Below are 24,329 nucleotides of genomic sequence, written 5' to 3'. Positions count from 1 at the left end.
TCGGCGGACGCGTTTACAATACGCACGCATCCGGAACTTCCGGCGTCAGCGCTTGCGAAGCGTGCAGGGGGTATAACCGCCGGCAAACAGCCGCCCCTCCGTCATGCCGATCCGGCCGGCAATCTCGCGGGGATGGATCGCGCCGACAGCCCTTGCGATCGCCAGTGTCGCCTCCGCGCAGATCAGCGCATCCTCTCCCGCCCGGTGATGGGCAAAGGTCAGCCCCAGATGCGCCGCCAGCACGTTCAGCCGGTGCGAAGAGAGCTGCGGCCAGACGGATTTGGCCATCTTGACGCTGCAGAGGTAAGAGAGCGCCGGATAGGACTGGCGGTAAAGATCGAGCGAGGCCCGCCAGACGCTGAAATCGAAGGCGGCATTGTGGGCAATCATCGTCGCATCCGCGAAATCGTCAATGAACTCGTCCATCACCTCGGGAAACTCGCCCGCATCCTCCACCTGTTCGGGGCGAATGCCGTGGACGGCGATGTTGAAAGAGGAGAACCGCATGTCCTTTGGCCGGATCAGCCGCTCCTCCACCCGGACCACCTTCCCGTCCTCGATCCAGGCAAGGCCGACCGAACAGGCGCTGCCGCGTTGCTCGTTGGCGGTCTCGAAATCGATGGCGATGGTCTTCAAGGTTTTTGTCCGTCAAGAATGGCTGGGGTTGGCGATCGGCGGAGGGGTCAGGCCTTCACCTCGATCCCGGCTTCCATCGCCGCGGCGATAAAGGCAAGCCGCGCCGCTTCCGGAGACTTCTTGCCCTTCAGCACCGCCTCGAACACCACGAGCGCCTTGTCGAGCTCCGGACCGTCCTCCAGCGGCCAGTCCTCGATCAGCACCCAGGACGCCTCCTGCACCGTCTCGATCGTCCGGAACTGGCCGGGGCCTTCGAGTGCCAGCGTGACGCCCTTGTTCCAGTCCTTGCTCACGCGTCGTCTCCCTTACCTGGTTCGGTTTTGCGTGTCTTAGCGGCAATCGAGGCAGTATGCGAGAGGCAAGATGGGAGATCCCGCGGACAAACAGTCCTTGACGGGATGCCGGTTTTGCGGCCTTCTGCGCACCATGATCAGAACGGAAACCCATATGCATCTCGTGATGACCATTCGCCCTGCAGGGCGCGTGGACGATCGGCATGCGGGTTCTGACACCCTGATCTGATCATTCCCCGCACGCCCTGCCGACCTGGCAGGGTTTCGGTTTCATCCGCTCTGCCTCGGCCATCCCGAAGGACAGACGCCATGACGACCATAATCCCCATCAATCGAGACGCCCGATGGCCGGACGGCCTCAGCATCCGCGCCCGCACGCCCGCCGATGCGGTCGGCATCGCCGCCCTGCACAATCTGCCCGGCTTCCGCTTCGGCACGCTGCGCACGCCCTATCACAGCGCAGACGAGATCCGCAAAGGCATCGAGAACCAGCCGGCCACGGTGACGGCCCTGGTCGCGGTCCTTGAGGATCAGGTGGTCGGCGATATCGGGCTGACGCGCCATGCCGGACGCCGGGCGCACAGCGGCAGTTTCGGCATGGGCGTGCACGACGCCTTTCGCGGCCGCGGCATCGGCGCAGCACTGCTCGGCGAAGTCGTCGCGATGGCCGACAACTGGTACAATCTCAAACGGCTGGAGATGACCGTCTATGCCGACAATGACGCAGCCCTCGCCCTCTACCGCAAATTCGGCTTCGAGGTGGAGGGCACGCTGCGCCACTTCGCCTTCCGCGACGGCGCTTTCGTGGATGCGCTGACGATGGCGCGGCTGAGGGCGTGAGGCGCGCTATCGAAAAGCCCCTCACCCTGGCCCTCTCCCCGCAAGCGGGGCGAGGGTAAGCCGATGGCGCGCCCTAAAAGTCCCCTCATCCGGCCCTTCGGGCCACCTTCTCCCCAGGGGGAGAAGAGGGTTGCGCGGCACGTTTGGCCAATCCCACAAGACGGTACAGTTGCGGAAAGCGCGCTTGGGCGGAAGCGGGTGCCAAACCCCTTCCTTCTCCCGCTGCCAATAAGAGGAGCCTGAGACGCTGCGGAGACCCCCTTCTCCCCACGGGGAGAAGGGGCACGAAGGGCGGATGAGGGAAACCCTACTGCCTACTGCCTACGTCTCACCCGCCGATCAGCGCCAGCCACTCGTCCTCGTCCAGCGTCTGGATGCCCAGCTCGCGCGCCTTGTCGAGCTTCGAACCGGCGCCGGGACCGGCGACCAGGATATCGGTCTTCTTCGACACCGAACCCGAAACCTTGGCGCCAAGACTCTCGGCCCGGGCCTTCGCCTCGTCGCGGGTGAATTTTTCGAGCGAACCGGTGAAGACGACCGTCTTGCCGGCCACCGGGCTGCCGCTGGCGGCGATTTGTTCCATCGCCTGCGGTGTGACTTCCTGGAGCAGCCGCGAGATCACCTCGACATTGCGCGGCTCCTTGAAGAATTCGACGATGGCACGCGCCATGATCTCGCCAATCCCCTCTATGGCGTTCAGCTCCTCCCAGGCCTCGCCAGAGAAGGAGGCCGCCTGCTGCATGGCGCTCTCGAAGGCCTCATAGGTGCCATAAGCCCGCGCCAGAAGCTTGGCCGTCGTTTCGCCCACATGACGGATGCCAAGCGCGAAGATGAAACGGTTCAGCGCGATCTCACGGCGATTGTCGATCGCGTCGAAGAGCTTTTTGACGCTGACCTTGCCAAACCCCTCGATATTCTCGAGCTTGGTGAGCGTCGATGCCTCCTGGCGCTTCTTCAGCGTAAAAATGTCGGGTGCCGTGCGGATCTGCAGCGACGGATCCTCGGCTTCGAAGAAGAAGTCGATCTGCTTCGAGCCCAGACCTTCGATGTCATAGGCATTGCGCGAGACGAAGTGCTTCAGGTGCTCCACCGCCTGCGCCCGACAGACGAAGCCGCCGGTGCATCGCGTGACGGAATCGAGCCGCCCGGTCTTCTCGTTGCGCTCACGCACCGCGTGGCTGCCGCATACCGGGCATTTCTTTGGAAACTCGTAAGCCAGCGCCTCCGCCGGGCGCTTCTCCAGCACCACGTCGAGCACCTGGGGAATGACGTCCCCGGCGCGCTGCACGATGACAGTATCCCCCACACGGATGTCGTGATCCTCGGGGCGGATACGGTCGCCGGAATTACCGATGCCCTTGATGTAATCCTCGTTGTGCAGCGTGGCATTTGTCACCACCACGCCACCGACGGTGATCGGCGTCAGGCGGGCAACGGGCGTCAGAGCGCCGGTGCGCCCCACCTGGATGTCGATCGCCTCCACCGTGGTAAAGGCCTGCTCGGCCGGGAACTTGTGCGCAGTCGCCCAGCGCGGCGAGCGCGAGCGGAAGCCGAGCCGCTCCTGCAGCGCCAGTTCGTCCACCTTGTAGACGACGCCGTCGATATCGTAGTCGAGATCCGGGCGCAGCAAACCGATCTCATGGTAATGCGCGAGGATCTCCTCCACCGAGGAGAGTCGCTTCATCAGCGGATTGACGGGAAAGCCCCAGCGCTCGAAACATTCCACCATGCCCATCTGGGTCGCAGCCGGCATCTCCGACATCTCGCCCCAGGCATAGGCGAAGAAGCGCAGCTTGCGGCTGGCGGTCACCTTTGGATCAAGCTGGCGCAGCGAACCGGACGCGGTGTTGCGCGGATTGACATAGGTCTGCTTGCCGTCGGCCTCCATCTGCGCGTTCAGCGCCAGGAAATCGCTTTTCGCCATATAGACCTCGCCGCGCACCTCCACCACGGCAGGCACACCCGGCGGAAGCTGCTGCGGGATCTCCCGGATGGTGCGGATATTGGCGGTGACGTTTTCGCCCGTCGTTCCGTCGCCGCGCGTCGCCGCACTCACCATGCGACCGTTCTCGTAGCGGATCGACATCGACAGCCCGTCGATCTTCGGCTCGGCGGTGAAGGCAATCGACCCGCCCGGCAGACGCCCGAGGAAACGGTAGACCGAACCCACGAAGTCAGCCACGTCCGCGTCGGAAAACGTGTTGTCGAGCGACAGCATCGGCCGGGAATGGGTGATCTGCTGGAAGGCGGACGCCGGCGCCGCGCCGACACGCTGCGAAGGGCTGTCCTCGCGCACCAACTGCGGGAACCGCGCCTCGATGGCATCGTTGCGGCGCTTCAGGGCATCGTAATCGGCATCGGAAATTTCCGGCTGGTCGCCCTGGTGGTAGAGAAGGTCGTGGCGGGCAATCTCGGCAGACAGCCAGGCCAATTCCGCCTGCGCGTCCTCGGCGCTCAGCAGTTCGACGGCTTTGCGATCATCGGCCATGGTCTTCGTCTCTCCATCCGCGGGCATGAACGCGTTTTAGACGAAACCGATCCCGTGCAAAATGCCAAAGCGTCTCGCCCGCGCTTCATCCACATCGGCGGAAGAGTCCCCAACGCTTGGCGAATATGCGATCACCGGCTGCGGACCCGGAACGGTTCAGCCGTTTCCAGCCAGAAGACTGGCCGCCGCCGCGCGCGCCTCGTCGGTGACCGAGGCGCCGGACAGCATGCGGGCGATTTCCTCGGCGCGGTGGTCCGGCGACATGGTCGCCACCCGCGTCGCAATCTTGTCGGAGCCATCGCCCGCCGGGCCCTTGGAGATCAGAAGATGCGTCGCCGCCCGTGCCGCCACCTGCGGCGCATGGGTGACCGAGAGCACCTGCACCTTGTCGGAGAGCCGCTTCAGCCGCTGGCCGATGGCATCCGCCACAGCCCCACCGACGCCGGTATCGATTTCGTCGAAGACCAGCGTCGGCGCGGAGCCGCGATCGGCCAGCGCCACCTTCAGTGCCAGCAGGAACCGCGACAGTTCACCGCCGGAGGCGACCTTCATGATCGGCCCGGGACGTGTGCCGGGATTGGTCTGCACGTGGAATTCGACCGTATCGATGCCCTCTGCCGCCGCATTCTCCGGGTCCGGCGTCACATTCACCATGAAGCGCGCCCGCTCCAGCTTCAGCGCCGGCAGCTCTGCCATCACCGCATCGGCCAGCGCCGACGCGCCGTTCTGGCGCTTGTCGGAGAGTGCGCGGGCGGCATGGTCATAGGCAAGCTTAGCCGCCCCGGCCGCCTTTTCCAGCTGGCCGAGACGCTCCTCTCCGGCATCGAGATCGGCGAGGTCCGCCACCATCTTTTCCGCAAGCGCCGGCAGATCGGCCACAGCGACCGCATATTTGCGGCTGGCGGCACGAAGCGCAAACAGCCGTTCCTCGACCCGCTCCAGCTCGCGCGGATCGAACTCCGTGCGGCGAAGGGCGGCTTCCGCCTCCATCTGGGCGTTGGAAAGATTGTCGAGCGCCGCATCGAGCAGCTGCACGGTGTCTTCCAGAAGGCCGGGTGCTTCCGCGCTCTTGCGCTCCAGCCGGCGCACCAGGGAAGCAATCAGCGGCACGGGAGAGGCATTGCCGTTCAGGAATTCGCAGGCTTCGGAAATATCGCCGGCAATGCGTTCGGATTTCTGCATCCGCGCCCGCTGTTCGGCAAGCTCGTCCTCTTCCCCGTCACGCGGGCTCAGGCCTTCAAGTTCCTCGACGGAGGCGCGCAGGTAATCGGCCTCGCGGGCCGCCGCCTCCACCTTGGCCTTGTGCGTCTTCAACGCCCGTTCGGCATCGCGCCACGCACGGTACAGGACCGAGACCTGGCCGACCTCCTCGGTGAGCCCCGTGAAGGCATCGAGAAGCGTGCGGTGGGCATCGATATCCACCAGCGCCCGGTCGTCATGCTGGCCGTGGATTTCGACCAGCAACTGGCCAGCCTGGCGCATCAGCTGCACGCTGACCGGCTGGTCGTTGATGGAGGCCTTGGTACGGCCGTCGGCGGATTGTGTGCGGCGGAAGATCAGGTCCCCGTCGTCATCCAGACCGTTCTCGCGCAGCAGAACACGGGCCGGATGGGCGCCGCCGACATCGAAGACCGCGGTTACCTGCCCCTTGTCGAGGCCATGACGCACGAGGCCGCCATCGCCGCGCCCGCCAAGCGCCAGCGACAGACTGTCGAGCAGAATGGATTTCCCCGCTCCGGTTTCGCCCGTCAGCACCGACAGGCCGCTTTCGAAGCTGAGGTCCAGCCGCTCGATCAGGACGATATCGCGGATCGACAACTGGATAAGCATGGTCTTCCTATCAGGCGCCGATCAGCTTGGCCCCGGCGCGCGAAATCCAGGATCCACGATTTTCACGCGGCTCCAAACCGCCGCTCTTCAGCAGCTTGAAGGAATCGGCATACCACTGGCTGTCCGGGTAGTTGTGGCCGAGCACGGCCGCGGCGGTCTGTGCTTCTTCCATCACACCCATGGCGTAATAGGATTCCGTCAGACGGGCGAGCGCCTCTTCCACCTGGTTGGTCGTGCCGAACTGCTCGACGACGGTGCGGAAGCGGGAGATCGCCGCCAGATATTCCTTGCGTTCGAGATAATAGCGGCCGATCTGCATTTCCTTGCCGGCCAGCTGGTCGCGGGCAAAGCGGATCTTCGCCTGCGCGTCCTCAACATATTCCGACTTCGGATAGTTATCGACAACCTTCTGCATGGCATCGATCGTGCTGCGGGCCGCCTTCTGGTCCTGCGTCACGTCGGCGATCTGCTTGGAATAGGAAAGACCGACCAGATACTGCACATAGGCGCTGTCGTCGGAGTTCGGATACTGCTTCAGATAGCGGTTGCCGGTCGCGACGGCTTCGTCATTGCGGCCAAGCCGATATTTGGTGAAGGTGCTCATGACGAGCGCTTTGCGGCCCCATTCGGTGAACGGGTTCTGCTTGTCGATGGCGTCGAACTTCTTGCTGGCTTCCGACAGGTTGCCTGCCTTCATGTTGGCAAGGCCCTGATTATAGAGCTGCTCCGGCGGATCGGTGGCAAGACCAAGTTTGGTGATGTCGATGTCCGGATCCGACTGGCAGGCGGATACCAGAACGCCGGTACCGACCAAAAGCAAGGAGACGGCTGCAATCCGCGCCGCTTTCCTCATTGCAACAGACTTCGTCTCAGTCATTCGACAGTTCCCGATTGTCACGCGATGTTACATCGTCCGCCCGAGTTGGCGTTGTAGCCATAAAGGAAGCGACAGAGCAACGCAATGATGGCGGTTTGACGCAAATTTATGGCGAGGCAAGACCTGATTTACAAAAAGAAAAGGCCGCCTCCAGGAGACGGCCGAGTTGGACTGGACTGCAAATCTTCAACCAACCCAGGAGGCGAATTCCGGCGCGTTGACCGCGACGAATTCCCGGGCACGTACACGCTGGCTGCGAACCGGTGCCTCGACCACCTCGTAAGCGGTGCGGTCGGAAAGCAGCGCCTTCAGCGCGTTGGCATTCAGCTTGTGACCACCGCGATAGGAGCGGTAGCAACCGATGAACTGGGCACCGGCAATCGCCAGGTCGCCCACGGCATCCAGCGTCTTGTGACGCACGAACTCGTCCGTGTAGCGCAGGCCTTCGACGTTGACGACAGTATCGTCATCGGAAATGACGACCGAGTTTTCGAGCGATGAGCCGAGCGCGAAACCGGCCGCCCAGAGGCGCTCCACATCGCGCATGAAACCGAATGTGCGGGCCCGCGACAGCTCGTCACGGAACACCTGCGCCGTCAGGTCGCCCTTCCAGGACTGGCGGCCGATCAGCGGCGATTCGAAATCGATCTCCACCTCGAAGCGCGTGCCGTCATAGGGGCGGAACTCCGCCCAGGACGAACCCGAATCGATGCGGATCGGCTTGACCACGCGAATGTAACGGCGCTTGGCGCCGAGGTTCACCACGCCTGCCTGTTCGATCGCCTCGATGAACGGGAAGGATGAACCATCCATGATCGGCATTTCGGCGCCATCGACCTCAACCATCAGGTTGTCGATGCCAAGCGCGTAGAGCGCTGCCATGACGTGTTCGATGGTGGCAACCGAGCGAGCAAGCGAGGTCCCGAGAACGGTGCAGAGATCGGTATTGCCGACATTGGAGGAGACGGCGCGATATTCGGCGACCGAACCATCGGCAAAGGAACGGCTGAAGATGATGCCCGTGCCAGCTTCCGCCGGCTGGAACGTGATCGAAACCGGGCTACCGGAATGCACGCCGATGCCCGAAAGCGTCACCGGTGCAGCGATGGTCGTTTGAAAGCCCAGAAGTCCGATCGTCATTCTTTTTGCCTTTGTCTTGCCGTCCGGCCCTAGAGGACCGAGCCGGTTTGCTTGTCGCGGCGAACCTGTTGTTCGACTCCAGCCGCTTTTCCTAGCTCGTACATACGGCGAGCCCCGTTCCAATCCAAATCACTGTTTCTTTCGGATTGTTACGATCGTGACGATTTCACCCACTCCAACACTTTAGACTAAGCGATTGATAAAAATCAAAAGCCCGGGCGTTGAACCCGGGCTTTCACGGTTACTTTTTATGTAACGATCAGGTGGACTGGCGGCGCAGGAAGGCCGGGATTTCCAGCTGGTCGTCGTCGTGGTGGGATGCCTGCGGCACGGACCGGCCGTGATCGTCCAGGCTTCCGCGGCGCGGCGCATAGAGGCTTGCCTCCGGGGACAGGGCGCGACGCTGCTGCGAAGCGGCGGCCGGGGCAGCCGTCATGTCGGACGCGACGTTTTCTTCTTCCTCGCGGCGACCAAGCGAACTCGTGATTCGCTTCAGAAGCCCCATCGGACCCCGCTCTTCGGCAGCCGCCTGGGCGGGCTGCGAGCGGCTTTCCATCTCGGCCTTCACGACCGGCGGGAAATCTTCGACGCGCGGCATGCGGACCTGCTCGGCCTGATGACGAATCACCGGAGCGGCCGGCTCGATCGGAGCCGGGGCGACACGGGGTGCCGGCTGCGGGGCAGCAGCAACAGGCTGCGGAGCCTGTGCCATGAAGCTCGGAGCAGGCTGAGGCGCCATCGACAGAGCCGGGGCCGGTGCGGGTGCGGGTGCGACGACCGGAGCGATCGGCGCACGCGACAGGAACGGCTCGACGGGAGCGGCCGGTGCAGGCGTGGTGGCCTGGAAGAGGCGGCTCTGCGGACGGAACTCCTCCTCAGCCGGAGCCGGACGATTCATCATCGGCTGCGGTGCCGGTGCCGGCTGCGGAGCGGCCGGCTGAATGACCGGAGCGGCGGCCTGCGGTGCCGGGATCGACAGTTCACGTTCCATCGCGGCTTCTGCCTGACGGATGGTTTCGGCAATCGGATCAACCGGTGCCGTGCGGGGTGCCTGCGTCATGGCAGGCTGAGCTGCGGCCGGTGCCGAGGCAACGGCCGCCGAGGGACGGACAATCGGCTTCTGCGCGGCGCGCATTTCCGCTGCACGCAGGTCGTTCTCCGCCATGGCGCGGTCGATGCCGGTGGCAACGACGGACACGCGGATAACGCCTTCCAGAGCTTCGTCGAAGGTGGCACCCAGAATGATGTTGGCATCCGGATCGACTTCCTCGCGAATGCGCGTTGCCGCTTCGTCGACTTCGAACAGCGTGAGGTCGCGACCGCCGGTGATCGAGATCAACAGCCCCTGCGCACCCTTCATCGAGGTTTCGTCGAGCAGCGGGTTGGCAATCGCGGCTTCCGCAGCCTGCATGGCGCGGCCCTGGCCGGAAGCCTCGCCGGTTCCCATCATCGCGCGGCCCATTTCGCGCATGACCGAACGCACGTCGGCGAAGTCGAGGTTGATGAGACCTTCCTTCACCATCAGGTCGGTGATGCAGGCAACGCCGGAATAGAGAACCTGATCCGCCATTGCGAAGGCATCGGCGAAGGTCGTCTTGTCGTTGGCGATACGGAACAGGTTCTGGTTCGGGATGACGATCAGCGTATCGACCGTCTTCTGCAGTTCCTGGATACCCTGTTCGGCAAGCCGCATGCGGCGACCGCCTTCGAAGTGGAACGGCTTGGTAACGACGCCGACGGTCAGGATGCCCTTGCTGCGGGCTGCCTGAGCGACGACCGGCGCGGCACCCGTGCCCGTGCCGCCGCCCATGCCGGCGGTGACGAAGCACATATGCGTGCTGGACAAGTGGTCCATGATCTCATCAAGGCATTCTTCGGCAGCCGCGCGGCCGACTTCCGGCTGCGAGCCGGCGCCAAGGCCTTCGGTGACCTGAACACCCATCTGGATGATGCGTTCGGCCTTCGACATCGTCAGCGCCTGGGCATCGGTATTGGCAACGACGAAGTCGACGCCTTCGAGGCCGGCGGTGATCATGTTGTTCACGGCATTGCCGCCGCCGCCGCCCACGCCGAAGACGGTGATCCGAGGCTTCAGCTCGGTAATATCCGGCTTTCGCAGATTGATGGTCATGGTTACCGTTCCTTCTTTTCCTGGCCGCCTCGCCAAGCGAGCCAATTCTCAAACCTAAGCTGACACCCTTGCCTGAAACTAGAGGGTCAGAAACTTTCCTTCAGCCACTGCCCAACCCGGGCAATCCGGCCATTGCCACCGCCGAGCCCGGCCAGAAGGCCGCCCTGCCCGGCATGCGTTTCCATCTCGGCCACCTGCGGGTAGATCATCAGACCCACCGCCGTGGAAAATGCAGGCCCCTTCGCCGCCGTCGGCAGACCGGACACGCCCATCGGCCGTCCGATACGGACATTGCGGGCGAGAATCCGGCGCGCCGTTTCCGGCAGGCCCGTCAACTGGCTGGCACCGCCGGTCAGCACGACGCGCTTGCCGACGATCGGGCTGAAACCCGACTTCTGGATGCGATCGCGGATCAGCTCCAGCGTCTCCTCCAGGCGGGCACGAACGATGCGGGTCACCAGCGCGCGCGGCACCTGCGTCGGCAGATCACGGTCGTCTTCGCCGATCGGCGGGACGGAGATCAGGTCGCGCTCGTCGGCAGCCGTCGCGATGGCAGAGCCATGCACCACCTTCATGCGCTCGGCATCCTCGATACGGGTCGAAAGCCCGCGGGCGAGATCGGTCGTCACGTGATGGCCACCGATACCGATCGCATCGGTATGAACGAGCTTGCCTTCGGCAAAAACGGAGATGGTCGTGGTGCCGCCACCCATGTCGATCGCGGCACAGCCGAGCTCGACCTCGTCATCGACGAGGGCGGCAAGGCCGCTCGCATAGGGGGTTGCCACCATGCCTTCGACGGAAAGATGCGCGCGATTGACGCAAAGCTCGATGTTTTTCAACGATGCGCGCTCAGCGGTCACGACATGCATATCGACGCCGAGAAGATCGCCATACATCGCCAGCGGATCGCGGATACCCTGCTCGCCATCCAGCGAAAAACCCGTCGGCAGCGAATGCAGCACGGCGCGGTCCTGGCGCAGCGACTGCTGGCTTGCCGCCATCAGCACCTTGCGCAGATCGGACGCCACGACCTCCTGGCCGCCAAGATCGATGCTCGCGGTATAAACGTCGCTGGTGAGGCGCCCGGCGGATACGTTGACGATCAGGCTATCGACCGTCAGGCCGGCCATGCGCTCGGCTGCATCGACGGCGAGCCGCACGACGCTTTCGACGGCATCGAGATCGGCGATCACACCGGACTTCACCCCGCGCGAGCGCTGGTGCCCGATGCCGATCACCTCGACATTGTGCGTGCGGTTCGGCAGGATCTGGCTTTCCTTGCGCGGCGTCAGACGACCGATCATGCAGACGATCTTGCTCGAGCCGATATCCAGCACGGACACGACGTGCTGACGTTTGGACGACAAAGGTTTCAGGCGCGGAAGGCCGAAATGGGAGGATCCGAACAGGCTCACGTCTGGCCTCCCTGCTTCTTGAGCGCCTTGTCACGCGCGGCAAGCGCCTGCGCACGGCGCTCGGCGGCACCTTCGGTCAAACGGATCGTCGTGCGGTCGGAAAGCCGAAGATCGACCGAAGCGATATCGCGCTCCAGAACACCTTCCTTCGCTTCATAGGCAGACAGCATCTTCAAGGATTGGTCGACATTGTCTTCCGGCAAGTGGATCACGACCCCGTTGCCAAGGTGCAGATCCCAGCGACGGCTCGCAACCCGCACATAGGCCTGGACGCGGCTTTCGATCTCCGGCCATTTCGCCATTTCCTGCAGGAATTCGGCAGCTGCCTTTTCCGCATCACGACCGACGAAGAGCGGTAGCGAGGCAAACTTGTTGTCGCGCAGCGGCGCAATCACGCTGCCGTTCTGCTCGATCAGCGACAGTTCCGAGCCGTGCTGCCAGATGGCAAACGCCTTGCGCTCCTTGAGCGTCACGGCAATCGTCTCGGGATAGATCTTGCGCACTTCTGCGCTCTCGACCCAGGGAAGCTCGACCAGCTTGCGGCGCGCCGCATCGACATCGAGCGAGACCAGCGACGTGGTGCCGTCAAGGCCAAGCAGCTGCAGGATCTCGATCTCGGAGGTCTGGGCATTGCCGGAGACCTGCACCTTCTCGATGGCAAAACCGGCCGCCGAGGTCGTCGCCTGCGCGACCACCTGCGAATGCCCACCCAGCGACATGCCGCACAAGCCGACAACACCAAAAAGAGCGAACACGGAAACGGTCCCGGCATGGGCCGGAATATGGATGCGTCCCGTTGCAAGGCTGACGCAGAAACGAACGACACGCCGCATCGGCCGCGGCAGCACGACGCGATCATCCGCCATCGCGGCAGATGCGGCGCCTTGTCCGCGATGCGGACCGCCTCTTTTACCAATCAGCGAGAACACGAGGCATCCTCCACCATCCAGCGGACGAGTTCACCAAAGGAACGGCCGGCATGTGCGGCCATTTCAGGCACCAGGGAGGTCGGGGTCATGCCGGGCTGGGTGTTGATTTCCAGCCAGACAAGCTCGCCCTCGCCCGATGCGGTGTCATCGAAGCGGAAATCGGAGCGACTCACACCACGACACCCCATCGCCTGGTGCGCCTTAACCGCCAGTCTTTGAATCTTTTGGTAAATATTTGGTGAAATTTCTGCCGGAATGACATGCTTCGAGCCACCGGCCGCATACTTGGCGTCATAGTCGTAAAAGGCGCCGGACAGCGGCACGATTTCCGTGACGCCAAGCGCCTCGCCGTCCATCACGCCACACGTCAACTCGCGACCCGCCACGTAGCGCTCGACCATCACCCGGTCGCCATACCGCCAGTCGGAGGAGCCGAGCACCTGCGGCGGATGCGACTGACCTTCGCGGACGATGACGACACCGAAGGAGGAACCCTCGCTGACCGGCTTCACCACATAGGGTGGCTGCATCGGATGCTGAGCGCCGATCTCGTGGCGATCCATGACACGGCCGTCCGCCACCGGAATGCCGGCGGCGGCGGCGACAGACTTTGCCCGCCCCTTGTCCATGGCAAGCGCGGACGCCAACACGCCGGAATGGGTGTACGGGATCTGGAGATATTCAAGGATGCCCTGGATGGCACCATCTTCGCCGTAAGGCCCATGCAGCGCATTGAAGGCCACATCGGGCCGCAGATCAGCGAGGACCGCCGCGACGTTGCGATCGACATCAATACGGGAGACGCGAAATCCTTCGCCTTCAAGAGCATCGGCGCAGGCATTGCCGGACGACAGGCTGACCAGACGCTCGGACGAGATCCCACCCATCAAAACAGCCACATGCTTGCCACTCATCAAACGCTCCTTGAAAACGTCACGCGATACGGGACCGCGCTTGCGCGAAACTGATTCTTGCGCAGGTTCATTAGAGACCGAACATGGTTAATGAATCGTTTACTTTCGTTAACCGGAGACGACAGAGACGACGTTCCGAAAGCAGGATGGCGGCATCGCCTCACGCATCACGCCAAGGCCTTGAATCGGATTCAGAGCAATAAAAAAGCCCGCCAAGTCGTTGAGACTGCGGGCTGATCGGCATTGGGAAGAAAACTCACTCGCCGGGGTGCAGGTTTGATTTGTGGCGATCCCGCAACATCTGCACGCCGATTAAAGCGCCGACAGCCGCAACCAGAAGAACGGGAAGTCCGTACAGATAGAAAACCGTGATGGCAGTCATGGCTCGAGCCTTCTCAACACATGGCGTGCCATCAAATGTAGGATGAAAGCGGCAACAAGCCAAGTCACGGTCGAGAAAACCAGCTCCAGGGACCAACTCGGCACGATCGTGCTGCCAGAGAGGGAAACAAGCGGCGTGATGAAACCGACCGCAACACAGGCGGTCGAGAGGCGATCAATCGCGGCAGCACTCAGCTTTGCTCGCTCGTTCTGAACAAGAACACGCTTACGCGGATCCATCGCCCCCCCGTCGCTACTCCGTGGTCACGCCCTGGAACGGCCGCACCTCACGTCCCGGCATGAAGATGCCGAGCCGTTTGATTTCCCATTCGAGCTTCACGCCGGACGTCTCGAACACGCGCTGGCGAACGAGTTCGCCGAGATATTCGAGATCGTAGCCGGTGGCATGGCCGATATTGATCATGAAATTGCAATGCAGCGACGACATCTGCGCGCCGCCGTTCATCAGGCCACGGCAGCCCGCTTCGTCGATCAATTCCCAGGCGGAATGACCGGGCGGGTTCTTGAAGGTGGAGCCGCCGGTCTTTTCCTTGACCGGCTGGACCGTCTCGCGATGATGGCGCACGGCGTCCATTTCCGTGCGGATCTTGGCGCGGTCGTCGGCATAGCCTTCGAAAACGGCATGCGTGAAGATGAGGCCTGCGGGGACCGCAGAATGACGATAGCTGTAGCCCATCTGCTCATTGGTCAGCACATGCTTCTCGCCCTTGCGATCCACGGCATGCACTTCCACGACACGTGCCGACGTCTCTCCGCCATTGGCGCCGGCATTCATGCGGAGTGCCCCGCCGATCGAACCGGGAATACCGTAATAGAAGGCGAAACCGCCGATACCGTTGTCCATTGCCATCGCGGCAATGTATTTGTCCGGGCAGATCGCGCCCGCCAGGATGCGATTTTCCCCCGCCAGTTCCAGCTGCCCGAAGCCCTTGGCCGACAGGCGCAGCACGACACCCGGAATGCCGCCGTCGCGCACGAGAAGATTGGAGCCAACGCCGACAACCGTCAGCGGCACCTCTTCCGGCAGAAGCTTCAGGAAGGTCACCAGATCATCAATGTCATGCGGCTGGAACATCAGTTCGGCCAGACCGCCGGCCTGGAACCAGGTGACTCGATCCATGGGGGCATCCGGCGTCAAGCGGCCCCGCAATTCGCTGACCTGCGGCCCAAGAGAGGCCAGCAGTTTTTCCCCATTCACCTGCTTCATGAATTCCGTCCCGATACGCTTTCCAAATCCTTGGGCAAAGACGCTGCCCATTGCGTGATATTGCCAGCCCCAAGGAGAACCACGAAATCACCCGGCTTTGCAATGCCGGCGATGATGCCGGCGAGTTCCGCAGGCGTTTCCATGTAACGGGCGTCCCGATGCCCGCCGGCCTTGATCCGCGACACCAGGATCTCTGACGTCGCCCCCTCGATCGGCTCCTCGCCTGCAGCATAGACCGGCGCCAGAATAATGCTGTCGGCATCGTTGAAGCAGGTTACGAAATCCTCAAACAGGCTGGACAGTCGCGAATAGCGATGCGGCTGATGCACCGCGATCACGCGGCCCTGGCAGCTTTCGCGCGCAGCCTTCAGCACGGCCTTGATCTCCACCGGGTGGTGTCCGTAATCATCGAACACCGACACACCGTTCCAGGTGCCCGTCAGCGTGAAGCGGCGCTTCACTCCGCCGAAGGAGGCGAGCCCCTTGCGGATACCGTCTTCCGAAATGCCCAGCCGGTTGGCGACCGCAATCGCCGCCGTCGCGTTGGAAATATTGTGGCGGCCCGGCATCGGCAGGCTGAGATCCTTGAAGGTAAAGACGCGGCCCGTGCGGCGGCGGCGGATCTCAACGTCGAAGATCGACCGCGTGCCTTCCATGCGCACATTCGAGAAGCGCGCATCCGCCTGCGGGTTCTCCCCATAGGTAACGATCTTGCGGTCCTCGATCTTGCCGACCAGCGACTGCACTTCCGGATGGTCGATACACAGCACGCCAAACCCGTAGAAGGGCACGTTCTCGACGAACTGGCGGAAGGCTGCCCGCACCGCGTCGAAATTGCCGTAATGATCGAGGTGTTCCGGATCGATATTGGTGACGACCGCCACGTCGGCGGGAAGCTTCAGGAAGGTGCCGTCCGATTCGTCGGCCTCCACAACCATCCACTCGCCCTCGCCCATGCGGGCATTGGTGCCGTAGGCATTGATGATGCCGCCATTGATAACGGTCGGATCGAGCCCGCCGGCTTCCAGAAGCGTCGCGACCATCGATGTCGTCGTCGTCTTGCCATGCGTTCCGCCGATGGCGATCGCATTACGGAAGCGCATCAGTTCGGCCAGCATTTCGGCGCGGCGAACGATCGGCAGCGATTTTTCGCGCGCCGCCATGAGCTCCGGGTTGTTCTTCTTGATAGCCGTCGAGACGACCACCACCTCGGCATCGCCGAGATTGTCCGCCTGGTGACCAACGAAGACCGGAATGCCCTTGTCGCGCAGGCGCTGCACGTTGGCGCCATCCGCCTGGTCCGATCCCTGCACCCGGTGGCCGAGATTGTGCAGCACTTCGGCAATGCCGCTCATGCCGATGCCGCCGATCCCGATGAAATGGACGAGGCCGATGGCCTTCGGCATTTTCATGGTGCAACTCCTTTAAACGTCGAAACAGTCTTCTTGTCGGCAATAGCGGCAACCAGATCGGCGAGCAAGGCCGCAGCGTTGGGGCGTCCGACACCTCTGGCCGCCTCCGCCATCCGCGAAAGCCGGTCGGGCTCGCGAAGGGCCGAAAGGATCATGGCCGAAAGCCGCTCCGGCGAAAGCTCCGCCTGCACCACCACCTCGCCACCCCCAACCTTCACCAGGGCCGCCGCATTGGCCGCCTGGTCATGGTCGAGCGCGTAAGGATAGGGCACGAGGATTGCGGGGCGCCCGATGACTGCAATCTCGGAGACGGTCGATGCACCCGACCGGCACAAGACGAGATGGGCGGCCCCCAGCCGCTCGGCCATGTCACCGAAGAAGGGAGCCACATCTGCGGTCATGCCCAGGGCCGCAAGCGCGGCATCGACATGCTCCCTATCCTCCGGCCTTGCCTGAAGGGTGAGGTGCAGCCTGCGTCTGTCCGGCTCCGGCAGAAGGGCAAGCGCTGCCGGAACGGCGCGCGAAAAGAACTGCGCGCCCTGGCTGCCGCCGAAGACAACAAGGCGGAAGGGATCGTCTCCGCGCGACGGCTGGTAAGGCAGACCCGCCGCCGCAAGCACAGCCGGACGCACCGGATTGCCGGTCGCCACCGTCTTCTGCGCGAAGGCGCCGCTTTCATCCGGCAAAAAGCCACCGGCAATCGCCTGAACGCGGGAGGCGAGCGCCTTGTTGGCACGCCCCATCACCGCATTCTGTTCATGGATCATGCTCGGAATGCCAAGCCCCGTCGCAGCCAGCAGCGGCGGAACGGTGGGATAACCGCCGAAACCGACGACCGCCTGCGGCTTCAGCCGGCTCATCAGACGGCGGGCGCTGCGAAGCCCGGTCCAGAGCGTCCAGAGCGCCCGTGCCACCGCGACAGGGTTCTTCGAGCCGAAGGTGGCGGACGGCACCACATGGATCTCTTCCGCCGGGAAGCGTCCGGCAAAGCGCTCGGCCCGTTTGTCCGTCACCAGATGCACGGTAAAGCCGCGTTTCGTCAGTTCATGGCCCAGCGCTTCGGCTGGAAAAAGATGGCCGCCGGTCCCGCCGGCGGCAAGCATGATCAGGCCCTTGCTCATGATGAGGAACTACTCCGCGGGAATGCCGTGGCCGATGCGGAAGAGGCTGCGCTCCTGGGCGCGCTTTTCCGGACGGTGACGCGTCAGCGCCAGGATGAAGCCGGCCGTGATGCAGATGGCGATCATCGAGGAACCACCATAGGAAATCAGCGGCAGCGTCATGCCCTTGGCGGGCATCAGTTCGAGGTTCACGCCGACATTGATCATCGACTGGATGCCGATCTGCAGAACGAGGCCGGCAACCGCAAAGCGGTTGAAGTCGTTGCGCTCACGATAGGCAAGGCTGAGACCCCGGATCACGATGAAGGCGAAGATCGCCACCAGCACCATGCAGAAGACGATGCCGAATTCTTCCGCCGCCACGGAGAAGATGAAGTCGGTATGGCTATCGGGAAGGATACGCTTGACGATCCCCTCGCCCGGCCCCTGGCCGAACCAGTCGCCGCGGATGATTGCCTCGCGCGCCGTATCGACCTGAAAGGTATCGCCCTCGCCCGTCATGAAGCGGTCGATGCGGCCGGCCACGTGCGGAAAGACGTAATAGGCGGACACAAGGCCGCCGACACCGAGGCTGCCGAGCAGGATGATCCAGAGCCACGGCATTCCGGCCATGAAGAACATCGATCCCCAGACGGCACTGGTCAGGATCGTCTGGCCAAGGTCAGGCTGGGCGACCAGAAGCGCGCCGACAATGCCGAACAGGATGATCGCGAAGAGGTTGCCCGGAATTTCCGGCTGCCGCGCATGTTCGGCAAACAGCCAGGCGCACACCACCACAAAGGCCGGCTTCATGAATTCCGACGGCTGCAGGCCGAAGCTGCCGATGTTGAACCAGCGGCGCGATCCCTTGATTTCGACGCCGAAGAACAGCGCCAGAACCATCATCATGATCGAAGCGACCAGGATGATGACCGCAGCCCGGCGCACCTGCCGGGGACTGAGGAAGGACAGCCCGATCATCACCACGATCGACGGCGCCAAGAACATCGCGTGTTTTTCGACGAAATAGAAGCTCGGCAGGCCGATGCGTTCGGCGACCGGCGGCGAGGCCGCAAAGGACAGCATGAAGCCGAGGCCCATCAAGAGGATGAACGTCGCCAGGAAGAAACGATCGATCGTCCAGAACCAGTCCGCAAGCGCTCCACGATCCGCACGGCTTACCATGTCATTTCCCCTTTTCCGGCTCGACGAGCATGGTCACGCCCTCGAGATCTGCGACGAGCGAGACGAAGGAATCGCCCCTGACCTCGAAGTTCCTGAACTGGTCGAAGCTGGCACAGGCCGGCGACAACATGACAACCCCACCCCCTTCAACCGAAGAGGCATCGGCCGCCGCCTGGGCAACCGCCCTGTCCAGCGTGCCGGAGATTTCATAAGGGACCGCCTCGCCGAGCGTCGCGGCAAACTCGGGCGCCGCCTCTCCGATCAGATAGGCCTTCTTGATACGCGGGAAGAGTGGCGCGAGGCTTGCGATGCCGCCGGCCTTCGGCAATCCCCCCGCGATCCAGAAGATCTGCTCGTAGCTGGACAGCGCCGGTGCCGCGGCATCCGCGTTGGTGGCCTTGGAATCGTTGACGAAGGTGACCTGGCCGATCCGCCCCACCGGCTGCATGCGGTGCTTGAGGCCGGGGAAACTCGCAAGACCCGTACGGATCTCCTCCTCAGACACACCGACAGACAGGCAGGCGGCGACCGCCGCCGCTGCATTCTGCGCATTGTGGCTGCCCTTCAGCGTATCGATGCCGTTGAGATCGGCAATCAGGGTCTCGCCGTAAAAAATGCGGTGGTCCCTGTTGTAGAGACCGTTCGAGAGAGGCTTCGCCTGCGAAACGCGAATGACCCTGCGGGATGCGTTACCCCCCTCTGTCTCGCCGGCACCGAAGGCAGATCGATCATTCCGCACACCCGCCAGACGATCCGCGATCAGCGTCGAATGGCTGTCATCCACGCCGACAATCGCCACCTGGCTTCCGGCGACCAGCCGTTCCTTCACGTCAGCGTAATGCTGCATGGTGCCATGCCGGTCGAGATGATCCGGCGTCAGGTTGAGCAGGATGCCGGCGGTTGGATTGATCGTCGGCGCGAGGTCGATCTGGTAGGAAGAGCACTCGACCACGTAGAAGCGGCCGTCCTGCGGTGGATCGAGCGTCAGCACCGCCGTGCCGATATTGCCGCCAAGCTGCGTGTCGCGACCGCTTCTACGCAGGATATGTGCAATGAGCGCCGTCGTGGTCGACTTGCCATTGGTGCCGGTGATCGCGATGAACGGGCAATCGGGTGCATGCGCCCGACGCTCGCGCACGAAAAGCTCCACATCGCCGATGATCTCGACACTGCTCGCGCGGGCAAGATCCACCGTCCAATGCGGTTTCGGATGCGTCAGCGGAACGCCCGGCGACAGCATGAAGGCAGCCTGCGCCGGCCAGTCGATGCCATGCAGGTCCGCCGTGACGATCCCGGCGGCGGCAGCCTTCGCCACGCTGTCCGGATTGTCGTCCCAGGCCGTCACCTCGGCACCACCGGCCACGAGCGCGCGCGCGGTCGCAAGGCCGGAGCCGCCGAGACCGAAGAGCGCGACCTTCTTGCCGGAAAACGTCGAAACCGGGATCATGGTCTCACCGAAGCTTCAGGGTGGACAGGCCGAGCATGGCAAGGCCAACGGCGATGATCCAGAAGCGGATGACCACCTGGCTTTCCGTCCAGCCGAGCTTTTCGAAGTGGTGATGGATCGGCGCCATCAGGAACACGCGCCGCCCGGTCATCTTGAAGAAGCCGACCTGGATGATGACAGACAGCGTCTCCATGACGAAGAGGCCACCGATGATCGCCATGACGATCTCGTGCTTGGTGGCAACGGCAACCGAACCGATCAGGCCACCGAGTGCCAGCGAACCGGTATCCCCCATGAAAATCGCCGCCGGCGGGGCGTTGAACCACAGGAAGCCGAGACCGGCGCCGATGACGGCGCCGAGGATCACGGCAAGTTCGCCCGTTCCGGGCACGAAGTTGATCTGCAGATAACCGGCAAAGACCGCATTGCCCGACAGATAGGCGATCACGCCGAAGGAGGCGGCGGCAATCATCACCGGCACGATGGCAAGGCCGTCGAGACCGTCCGTCAGGTTGACCGCATTGCCGGCCGCGACGATGACGAAGCCACCGAACAGGATGAAGAAGATGCCGAGGTTGAGCAGCAGGTCCTTGAAGAAGGGGAAGGCAACTGAAGTGCCAAGCGTCGAGCCCGCCGGGCTGTTGGCGACCGAGACCCGCATCATGAAATAGACGGCAATACCGGCGATGACGAATTCGATCGCAAGACGCGCCTTGCCGGAAAATCCCTTCTCCGTCTGCTTCGTCACCTTGAGGTAATCGTCATAAAAACCGATGGCGCCGAAACCGAGCGTCACCAGCAGGGTCGCCACCACATAGACGTTGGAAAGATCCGCCCACAGCAGCGATCCGCCGACGATGCCGGTGAGGATCATCAGGCCACCCATGGTCGGCGTGCCGGCCTTCTTGAAATGGGTCTGCGGCCCATCGGCACGGATCGGCTGGCCCTTGCCCTGGCGGATGCGCAGCGAGGCGATCATGCGCGGCCCGAAGAGGAAGACGATCAGCGCGGAGGTAAAGAGGGCAGCGCCCGTTCGAAAGGTAATGTAGCGAAACAGGTTGAAAATCTGAAAGCTATTTGCCAGCTCGACAAGCCAGATCAGCATGATTGGTCTTTCTTCAGACGGGTCAAAGGTGGCGCTCCCTGTCGGGCAAGGCCGGATAGTTGTCAATAAGGGCACTGATGATCTTGCCGAAGCCGATGCCGAGCGAGGACTTCACCATCAGCACATCGCCCGGCCTGACGTTCTTGACGACATGATCGACAAGTTCGGCGGTCGTCGGGCGGTATTCGACGGCCACGCTATCGGGCAACGCGTCGCGCAATGCCGCCATTTCCGTCCCGGCGAGCCAGACATGTTCGATGCCGGCGGCCAGCAGCGGACCTGCGAGTTCCTCATGCACCTTGGCGGCAAAGGCCCCCATTTCCAGCATGTCGCCGAGCACTGCGATGCGGCGGCCGGTGACTTCCGGAGGGGTTGCGGCCAAAAGCGCGATCGCCGCGCGCATGGAGGCCGGATTGGCATTGTAGCTTTCGTCGATCAGGGTCAGGTGGCCCTCGCCGATCCCCAACCGGTGGCGCTCGCCGCGTCCCTTGACGGCCCGCAGACCGGCCAGCGCCTGTTTCGCCGCCTCGAGATCCGCCCCGAACAGCGCCACCACGCCAAGGGCCGCCATGGCATTTTCAGCAATGTGGCGACCGGGCGCACCGATATGCACCTCCATCGTCTCGCCGTTCACCACGGCCCAGATGGTGGAGCCTTCCGCGCCGCCTTCGAAATCCGCCAGCCGGAAATCCGCCTTGGCGTGCTGACCGAAGGTCAGAATGTTCTGGATGCCGACCTCCTGGGCGCGGCTTTCAAGAAAACCGAACTGCTTGTTGTCGCGGTTGAGGATGACCGCGCCACCCGCCTCGACACCCTCGAAGATTTCCGCCTTGGCGGCGGCGATCTCTTCCAGGTTCTTGAAATTGCCGAGATGCGCGGGCGCGATCGTGGTAATCATCGCCACGTGCGGACGCACCATCTTCACCAGCGGACGGATCTCGTTCGGATGGTTCATGCCGATCTCGAACACGCCGAACTGGGTATCCGCCGGCATGCGGGCAAGCGTCAGCGGCACGCCCCAGTGATTGTTGAACGAAGCGACGGCGCAATGCACCTTGCCGGATGGCGCCAGCAGGTTGCGCAGCATCTCCTTCGTCGTGGTCTTGCCGACAGACCCCGTGACGGCAACGATCTTCGCCCGCGAGCGCTGGCGGGAGGCAACGGCAAGGCGCCCCAGCGCCACCAGCACATCTTCCACGACGATCATCGGAACGGTGACGCGGCCCATGGCCGGCAGCTTGCCTTCCGCCACGACCAGAAGGGCCGCGCCGTTCGCCACCGCCATGGTCGCAAAGTCGTGCCCGTCGGTGCGGTCTCCCTTGATCGCAAAAAATGCCTCACCGGAACCGATGGAACGGCTGTCGATGGAAATGCCCGTCACGCCTTCGGGAAGATTGCCGAGCGGCCTGCCTCCCATGACGGTCACCATGTCCGCACTCGTCCATAACCAGCTCACTGTTTCAGCTCCTCCAAAGCTTTGCGCACCTCGGCATGATCGGAGAACGGCAGAACCGTCGTGCCGATCGTCTGCCCCTCCTCATGCCCCTTGCCGGCCACGATCAGCGTGTCGCCGGCCGTTAGCTGCGACACGGCAAACCGGATGGCTTCCGCCCGGTCACCGATTTCGCGCGCTTGCGGGGCTGCCGCCATGATTTCGGACCGGATCGTCGCCGGATCTTCCGAGCGCGGATTGTCGTCCGTCACGATCACCATGTCCGCAAGCCTGGTCGCCACCTCGCCCATGATCGGGCGCTTGCCCTTGTCCCGGTCGCCGCCGCAACCGAAGACCACCATCACGCGACCGGTCGTGAACGGCCGGACCGAGGTCAGCACATTGTTGAGCGCATCCGGCTTATGGGCGTAATCGACATAGACCAGAGCGCCCTGCCCGGTCTGGCCGACCAGTTCAAGGCGCCCGGAGGCACCGACGAGCTTTTCGAGTGCTGCCATGGCGACCTTGGGTGCCACTCCGGTCGAGATCGCAAGACCCGCCGCGACGAGCGCATTGGCCACCTGGAAATCGCCGGCCAGCGGAATGTCCACCTCGAAGATCTGCCCCTCGTGATGGACCTCGATCATCTGCTTGTGGCGGAAATGTTCGACCCGCTTCAACGCGAGGAAATTGCCGGCGCGACCGACGGTGCGCACATCATGCCCTGCGGCAGCCGCCGTCTCGATCGCCTTGCTTGACCAGGCATCATCGGCAAAGATCACCGCCGGACGGCCCTTCGGCAGAAGCGTGTCGAACAGCCGCATCTTGGCGGCCATGTAGTCCTCCATCGTCGGATGGTAGTCCATATGGTCGCGGCCGAGATTGGTGAAGGCGGCGGCAGAGAGCGTCACGCCGTCAAGCCGGCTCTGGTCGAGGCCGTGGCTCGAGGCTTCCATCGCTGCATGGGTGACGCCTTCCTGGACCAGGTCGGACAACAGCCGGTGCAGCGCGACCGGATCGGGCGTCGTCAGCGAACCGTAGTCGTTGCGCAAGGGCGAGATCACGCCGGTGGTGCCGATCTGCGCGGCGGCAAGGCCGGCTTGCGCCCAGATCTGCCGCGTGAAGGAGGCAACCGAGGTCTTGCCCGCCGTGCCCGTCACCGCCACCATGGTGGCCGGCTGGGCGCCGAAGAAACGGCTGGCGGACAGCGCCAGGAACCGGCGCGGATGATCGACCGTCAGCACCGGCACGGCGAGATCGAGCGGATGACCGGCGACGACCGCGACCGCACCGCGACCGATCGCGTCGGCGGCATAGCTTGCGCCGTCCCCCTTCGTGCCGGCAATCGCCACGAACAGCATACCCGGCGTGATCTGCCGGCTATCGGCAGAGATCCCGGTGACGGTCAAGTCGCCGGCAGGTCCGGCAAGCACGGTTTCGATCTCCGGAAAATCACTTCCGGAGAGTGTTCTCAAATTCATAGGCACCCTCTCTCGCGCTGCGGCCTGATCTAGGGCCGCGAATCGTCGGGTCCATTCATTAT

The 24,329-nt window shown here is 63.4% G+C and carries 21 protein-coding genes; 1 reads left to right on the top strand and 20 read right to left on the bottom strand.

All coding sequences use genetic code 11. The features are described from left to right. Positions 1-45 precede the first annotated feature (45 nt). Both G6N78_RS12235 and G6N78_RS12230 read right to left on the bottom strand, forming a co-directional pair. Positions 46-636, bottom strand: coding sequence for a 3'-5' exonuclease (locus tag G6N78_RS12235; RefSeq protein ID WP_165218737.1), 591 nt, complete (start codon positions 634-636; stop codon positions 46-48). A gap of 47 nt (positions 637-683) precedes the next feature. Beyond that, a complete protein-coding gene (locus G6N78_RS12230; protein ID WP_165218735.1) occupies positions 684-929 on the bottom strand; it encodes a DUF982 domain-containing protein in 246 nt (81 codons plus the stop codon). Between the two features lie 309 nt (positions 930-1,238). On the opposite strand from G6N78_RS12230, the gene G6N78_RS12225 reads away from it, so the two are divergent. Beyond that, positions 1,239-1,769: a GNAT family N-acetyltransferase gene (locus G6N78_RS12225; RefSeq protein WP_165218733.1), complete on the top strand. Its 531-nt coding sequence runs from the start codon at positions 1,239-1,241 to the stop codon at positions 1,767-1,769. Positions 1,770-2,097: 328 nt separating this feature from the next. On the opposite strand, the gene ligA is transcribed toward G6N78_RS12225, so the two are convergent. The 18 genes from ligA to G6N78_RS12140 all read right to left on the bottom strand — a co-directional run bounded on the left by ligA (position 2,098) and on the right by G6N78_RS12140 (position 24,267). Continuing rightward, entirely contained in the window at positions 2,098-4,257 is a 2,160-nt protein-coding gene (ligA, locus tag G6N78_RS12220) for an NAD-dependent DNA ligase LigA (protein ID WP_165218731.1), read from the bottom strand. Positions 4,258-4,413: 156 nt separating this feature from the next. Beyond that, positions 4,414-6,087 (bottom strand): DNA repair protein RecN, encoded by a 1,674-nt coding sequence (gene recN / locus G6N78_RS12215; RefSeq protein WP_165218729.1) that lies wholly within the window; start codon positions 6,085-6,087, stop codon positions 4,414-4,416. 10 nt (positions 6,088-6,097) lie between these two features. After that, on the bottom strand, positions 6,098-6,940 hold the full coding sequence (locus G6N78_RS12210; RefSeq protein WP_165221697.1) for an outer membrane protein assembly factor BamD: 843 nt from the start codon (positions 6,938-6,940) through the stop codon (positions 6,098-6,100). 210 nt (positions 6,941-7,150) lie between these two features. Continuing rightward, a complete protein-coding gene (gene lpxC / locus G6N78_RS12205) occupies positions 7,151-8,104 on the bottom strand; it encodes a UDP-3-O-acyl-N-acetylglucosamine deacetylase (protein ID WP_165218727.1) in 954 nt (317 codons plus the stop codon). Between the two features lie 259 nt (positions 8,105-8,363). Beyond that, positions 8,364-10,235 carry a cell division protein FtsZ gene (gene ftsZ, locus G6N78_RS12200; protein ID WP_165218725.1) on the bottom strand — a complete coding sequence of 624 codons (1,872 nt, stop codon included), beginning with the start codon at positions 10,233-10,235 and terminating at the stop codon, positions 8,364-8,366. Positions 10,236-10,321: 86 nt separating this feature from the next. Beyond that, positions 10,322-11,653, bottom strand: a complete 1,332-nt coding sequence (gene ftsA / locus G6N78_RS12195) for a cell division protein FtsA (RefSeq protein WP_165218723.1) — start codon at positions 11,651-11,653, stop codon at positions 10,322-10,324. Then, on the bottom strand, positions 11,650-12,582 hold the full coding sequence (locus G6N78_RS12190; protein ID WP_370691415.1) for a cell division protein FtsQ/DivIB: 933 nt from the start codon (positions 12,580-12,582) through the stop codon (positions 11,650-11,652). The genes ftsA and G6N78_RS12190 overlap by 4 nt, the downstream gene beginning before the upstream one ends. Continuing rightward, complete coding sequence (locus G6N78_RS12185) at positions 12,570-13,496, bottom strand: D-alanine--D-alanine ligase (RefSeq protein ID WP_165218721.1); 927 nt, start codon at positions 13,494-13,496, stop codon at positions 12,570-12,572. The genes G6N78_RS12190 and G6N78_RS12185 overlap by 13 nt, the downstream gene beginning before the upstream one ends. Before the next feature lie 256 nt (positions 13,497-13,752). After that, positions 13,753-13,878, bottom strand: coding sequence for a hypothetical protein (locus G6N78_RS25940; RefSeq protein WP_272955611.1), 126 nt, complete (start codon positions 13,876-13,878; stop codon positions 13,753-13,755). After that, positions 13,875-14,117, bottom strand: a complete 243-nt coding sequence (locus tag G6N78_RS12180; RefSeq protein WP_165218719.1) for a hypothetical protein — start codon at positions 14,115-14,117, stop codon at positions 13,875-13,877. The genes G6N78_RS25940 and G6N78_RS12180 overlap by 4 nt, the downstream gene beginning before the upstream one ends. 13 nt (positions 14,118-14,130) lie before the next feature. After that, the gene (murB, locus tag G6N78_RS12175; RefSeq protein ID WP_165218717.1) at positions 14,131-15,105 is read right to left on the bottom strand and encodes a UDP-N-acetylmuramate dehydrogenase; all 975 of its coding nucleotides are present in this window, start codon (positions 15,103-15,105) and stop codon (positions 14,131-14,133) included. Beyond that, positions 15,102-16,517 carry a UDP-N-acetylmuramate--L-alanine ligase gene (gene murC, locus G6N78_RS12170; RefSeq protein WP_165218715.1) on the bottom strand — a complete coding sequence of 472 codons (1,416 nt, stop codon included), beginning with the start codon at positions 16,515-16,517 and terminating at the stop codon, positions 15,102-15,104. The genes murB and murC overlap by 4 nt, the downstream gene beginning before the upstream one ends. Then, complete coding sequence (murG, locus tag G6N78_RS12165; RefSeq protein WP_165218713.1) at positions 16,514-17,638, bottom strand: undecaprenyldiphospho-muramoylpentapeptide beta-N-acetylglucosaminyltransferase; 1,125 nt, start codon at positions 17,636-17,638, stop codon at positions 16,514-16,516. The genes murC and murG overlap by 4 nt, the downstream gene beginning before the upstream one ends. Positions 17,639-17,647: 9 nt before the next feature. Then, positions 17,648-18,802, bottom strand: a complete 1,155-nt coding sequence (gene ftsW / locus G6N78_RS12160) for a putative lipid II flippase FtsW (RefSeq protein ID WP_165218711.1) — start codon at positions 18,800-18,802, stop codon at positions 17,648-17,650. Position 18,803: 1 nt separating this feature from the next. Continuing rightward, positions 18,804-20,249, bottom strand: a complete 1,446-nt coding sequence (gene murD, locus G6N78_RS12155) for a UDP-N-acetylmuramoyl-L-alanine--D-glutamate ligase (RefSeq protein ID WP_165218709.1) — start codon at positions 20,247-20,249, stop codon at positions 18,804-18,806. A 4-nt stretch (positions 20,250-20,253) separates the two neighbouring features. Further along, positions 20,254-21,354 (bottom strand): phospho-N-acetylmuramoyl-pentapeptide-transferase, encoded by a 1,101-nt coding sequence (gene mraY, locus G6N78_RS12150; protein WP_165218707.1) that lies wholly within the window; start codon positions 21,352-21,354, stop codon positions 20,254-20,256. A 22-nt stretch (positions 21,355-21,376) separates the two neighbouring features. Beyond that, complete coding sequence (locus tag G6N78_RS12145; RefSeq protein ID WP_165218705.1) at positions 21,377-22,810, bottom strand: UDP-N-acetylmuramoylalanyl-D-glutamyl-2,6-diaminopimelate--D-alanyl-D-alanine ligase; 1,434 nt, start codon at positions 22,808-22,810, stop codon at positions 21,377-21,379. Further along, positions 22,807-24,267 (bottom strand): UDP-N-acetylmuramoyl-L-alanyl-D-glutamate--2,6-diaminopimelate ligase, encoded by a 1,461-nt coding sequence (locus tag G6N78_RS12140; RefSeq protein ID WP_165218703.1) that lies wholly within the window; start codon positions 24,265-24,267, stop codon positions 22,807-22,809. Before G6N78_RS12140 ends, G6N78_RS12145 begins: the two co-directional genes overlap by 4 nt. Between the last annotated feature and the right edge of the window lie 62 nt (positions 24,268-24,329).

The organism is Allorhizobium pseudoryzae (genome assembly GCF_011046245.1).
GTDB classification, from domain to species: Bacteria; Pseudomonadota; Alphaproteobacteria; order Rhizobiales; family Rhizobiaceae; genus Neorhizobium; species Neorhizobium pseudoryzae.
The sequence above is the reverse complement of the archived record's forward strand: the minus strand, read 5'-3'. Positions and strand labels throughout refer to the sequence as shown.

Bases quoted from the DNA above. Each gene is read 5' to 3' on its own strand.
- G6N78_RS12140 (WP_165218703.1), bottom strand. From the start codon at position 24,267: ATGAATTTGAGAACACTCTCCGGAAGTGATTTTCCGGAGATCGAAACC.
- murD (WP_165218709.1), bottom strand. From the start codon at position 20,249: ATGATCCCGGTTTCGACGTTTTCCGGCAAGAAGGTCGCGCTCTTCGGT.
- G6N78_RS12225 (WP_165218733.1), top strand. From the start codon at position 1,239: ATGACGACCATAATCCCCATCAATCGAGACGCCCGATGGCCGGACGGC.
- G6N78_RS12180 (WP_165218719.1), bottom strand. From the start codon at position 14,117: ATGGATCCGCGTAAGCGTGTTCTTGTTCAGAACGAGCGAGCAAAGCTG.
- G6N78_RS12210 (WP_165221697.1), bottom strand. From the start codon at position 6,940: ATGAGGAAAGCGGCGCGGATTGCAGCCGTCTCCTTGCTTTTGGTCGGT.
- murG (WP_165218713.1), bottom strand. From the start codon at position 17,638: ATGAGCAAGGGCCTGATCATGCTTGCCGCCGGCGGGACCGGCGGCCAT.
- ftsZ (WP_165218725.1), bottom strand. From the start codon at position 10,235: ATGACCATCAATCTGCGAAAGCCGGATATTACCGAGCTGAAGCCTCGG.
- G6N78_RS25940 (WP_272955611.1), bottom strand. From the start codon at position 13,878: ATGACTGCCATCACGGTTTTCTATCTGTACGGACTTCCCGTTCTTCTG.
- murC (WP_165218715.1), bottom strand. From the start codon at position 16,517: ATGAAAATGCCGAAGGCCATCGGCCTCGTCCATTTCATCGGGATCGGC.
- recN (WP_165218729.1), bottom strand. From the start codon at position 6,087: ATGCTTATCCAGTTGTCGATCCGCGATATCGTCCTGATCGAGCGGCTG.
- lpxC (WP_165218727.1), bottom strand. From the start codon at position 8,104: ATGACGATCGGACTTCTGGGCTTTCAAACGACCATCGCTGCACCGGTG.
- ftsW (WP_165218711.1), bottom strand. From the start codon at position 18,802: ATGGTAAGCCGTGCGGATCGTGGAGCGCTTGCGGACTGGTTCTGGACG.
- murB (WP_165218717.1), bottom strand. From the start codon at position 15,105: ATGAAGCAGGTGAATGGGGAAAAACTGCTGGCCTCTCTTGGGCCGCAG.
- ligA (WP_165218731.1), bottom strand. From the start codon at position 4,257: ATGGCCGATGATCGCAAAGCCGTCGAACTGCTGAGCGCCGAGGACGCG.
- G6N78_RS12185 (WP_165218721.1), bottom strand. From the start codon at position 13,496: ATGAGTGGCAAGCATGTGGCTGTTTTGATGGGTGGGATCTCGTCCGAG.
- mraY (WP_165218707.1), bottom strand. From the start codon at position 21,354: ATGCTGATCTGGCTTGTCGAGCTGGCAAATAGCTTTCAGATTTTCAAC.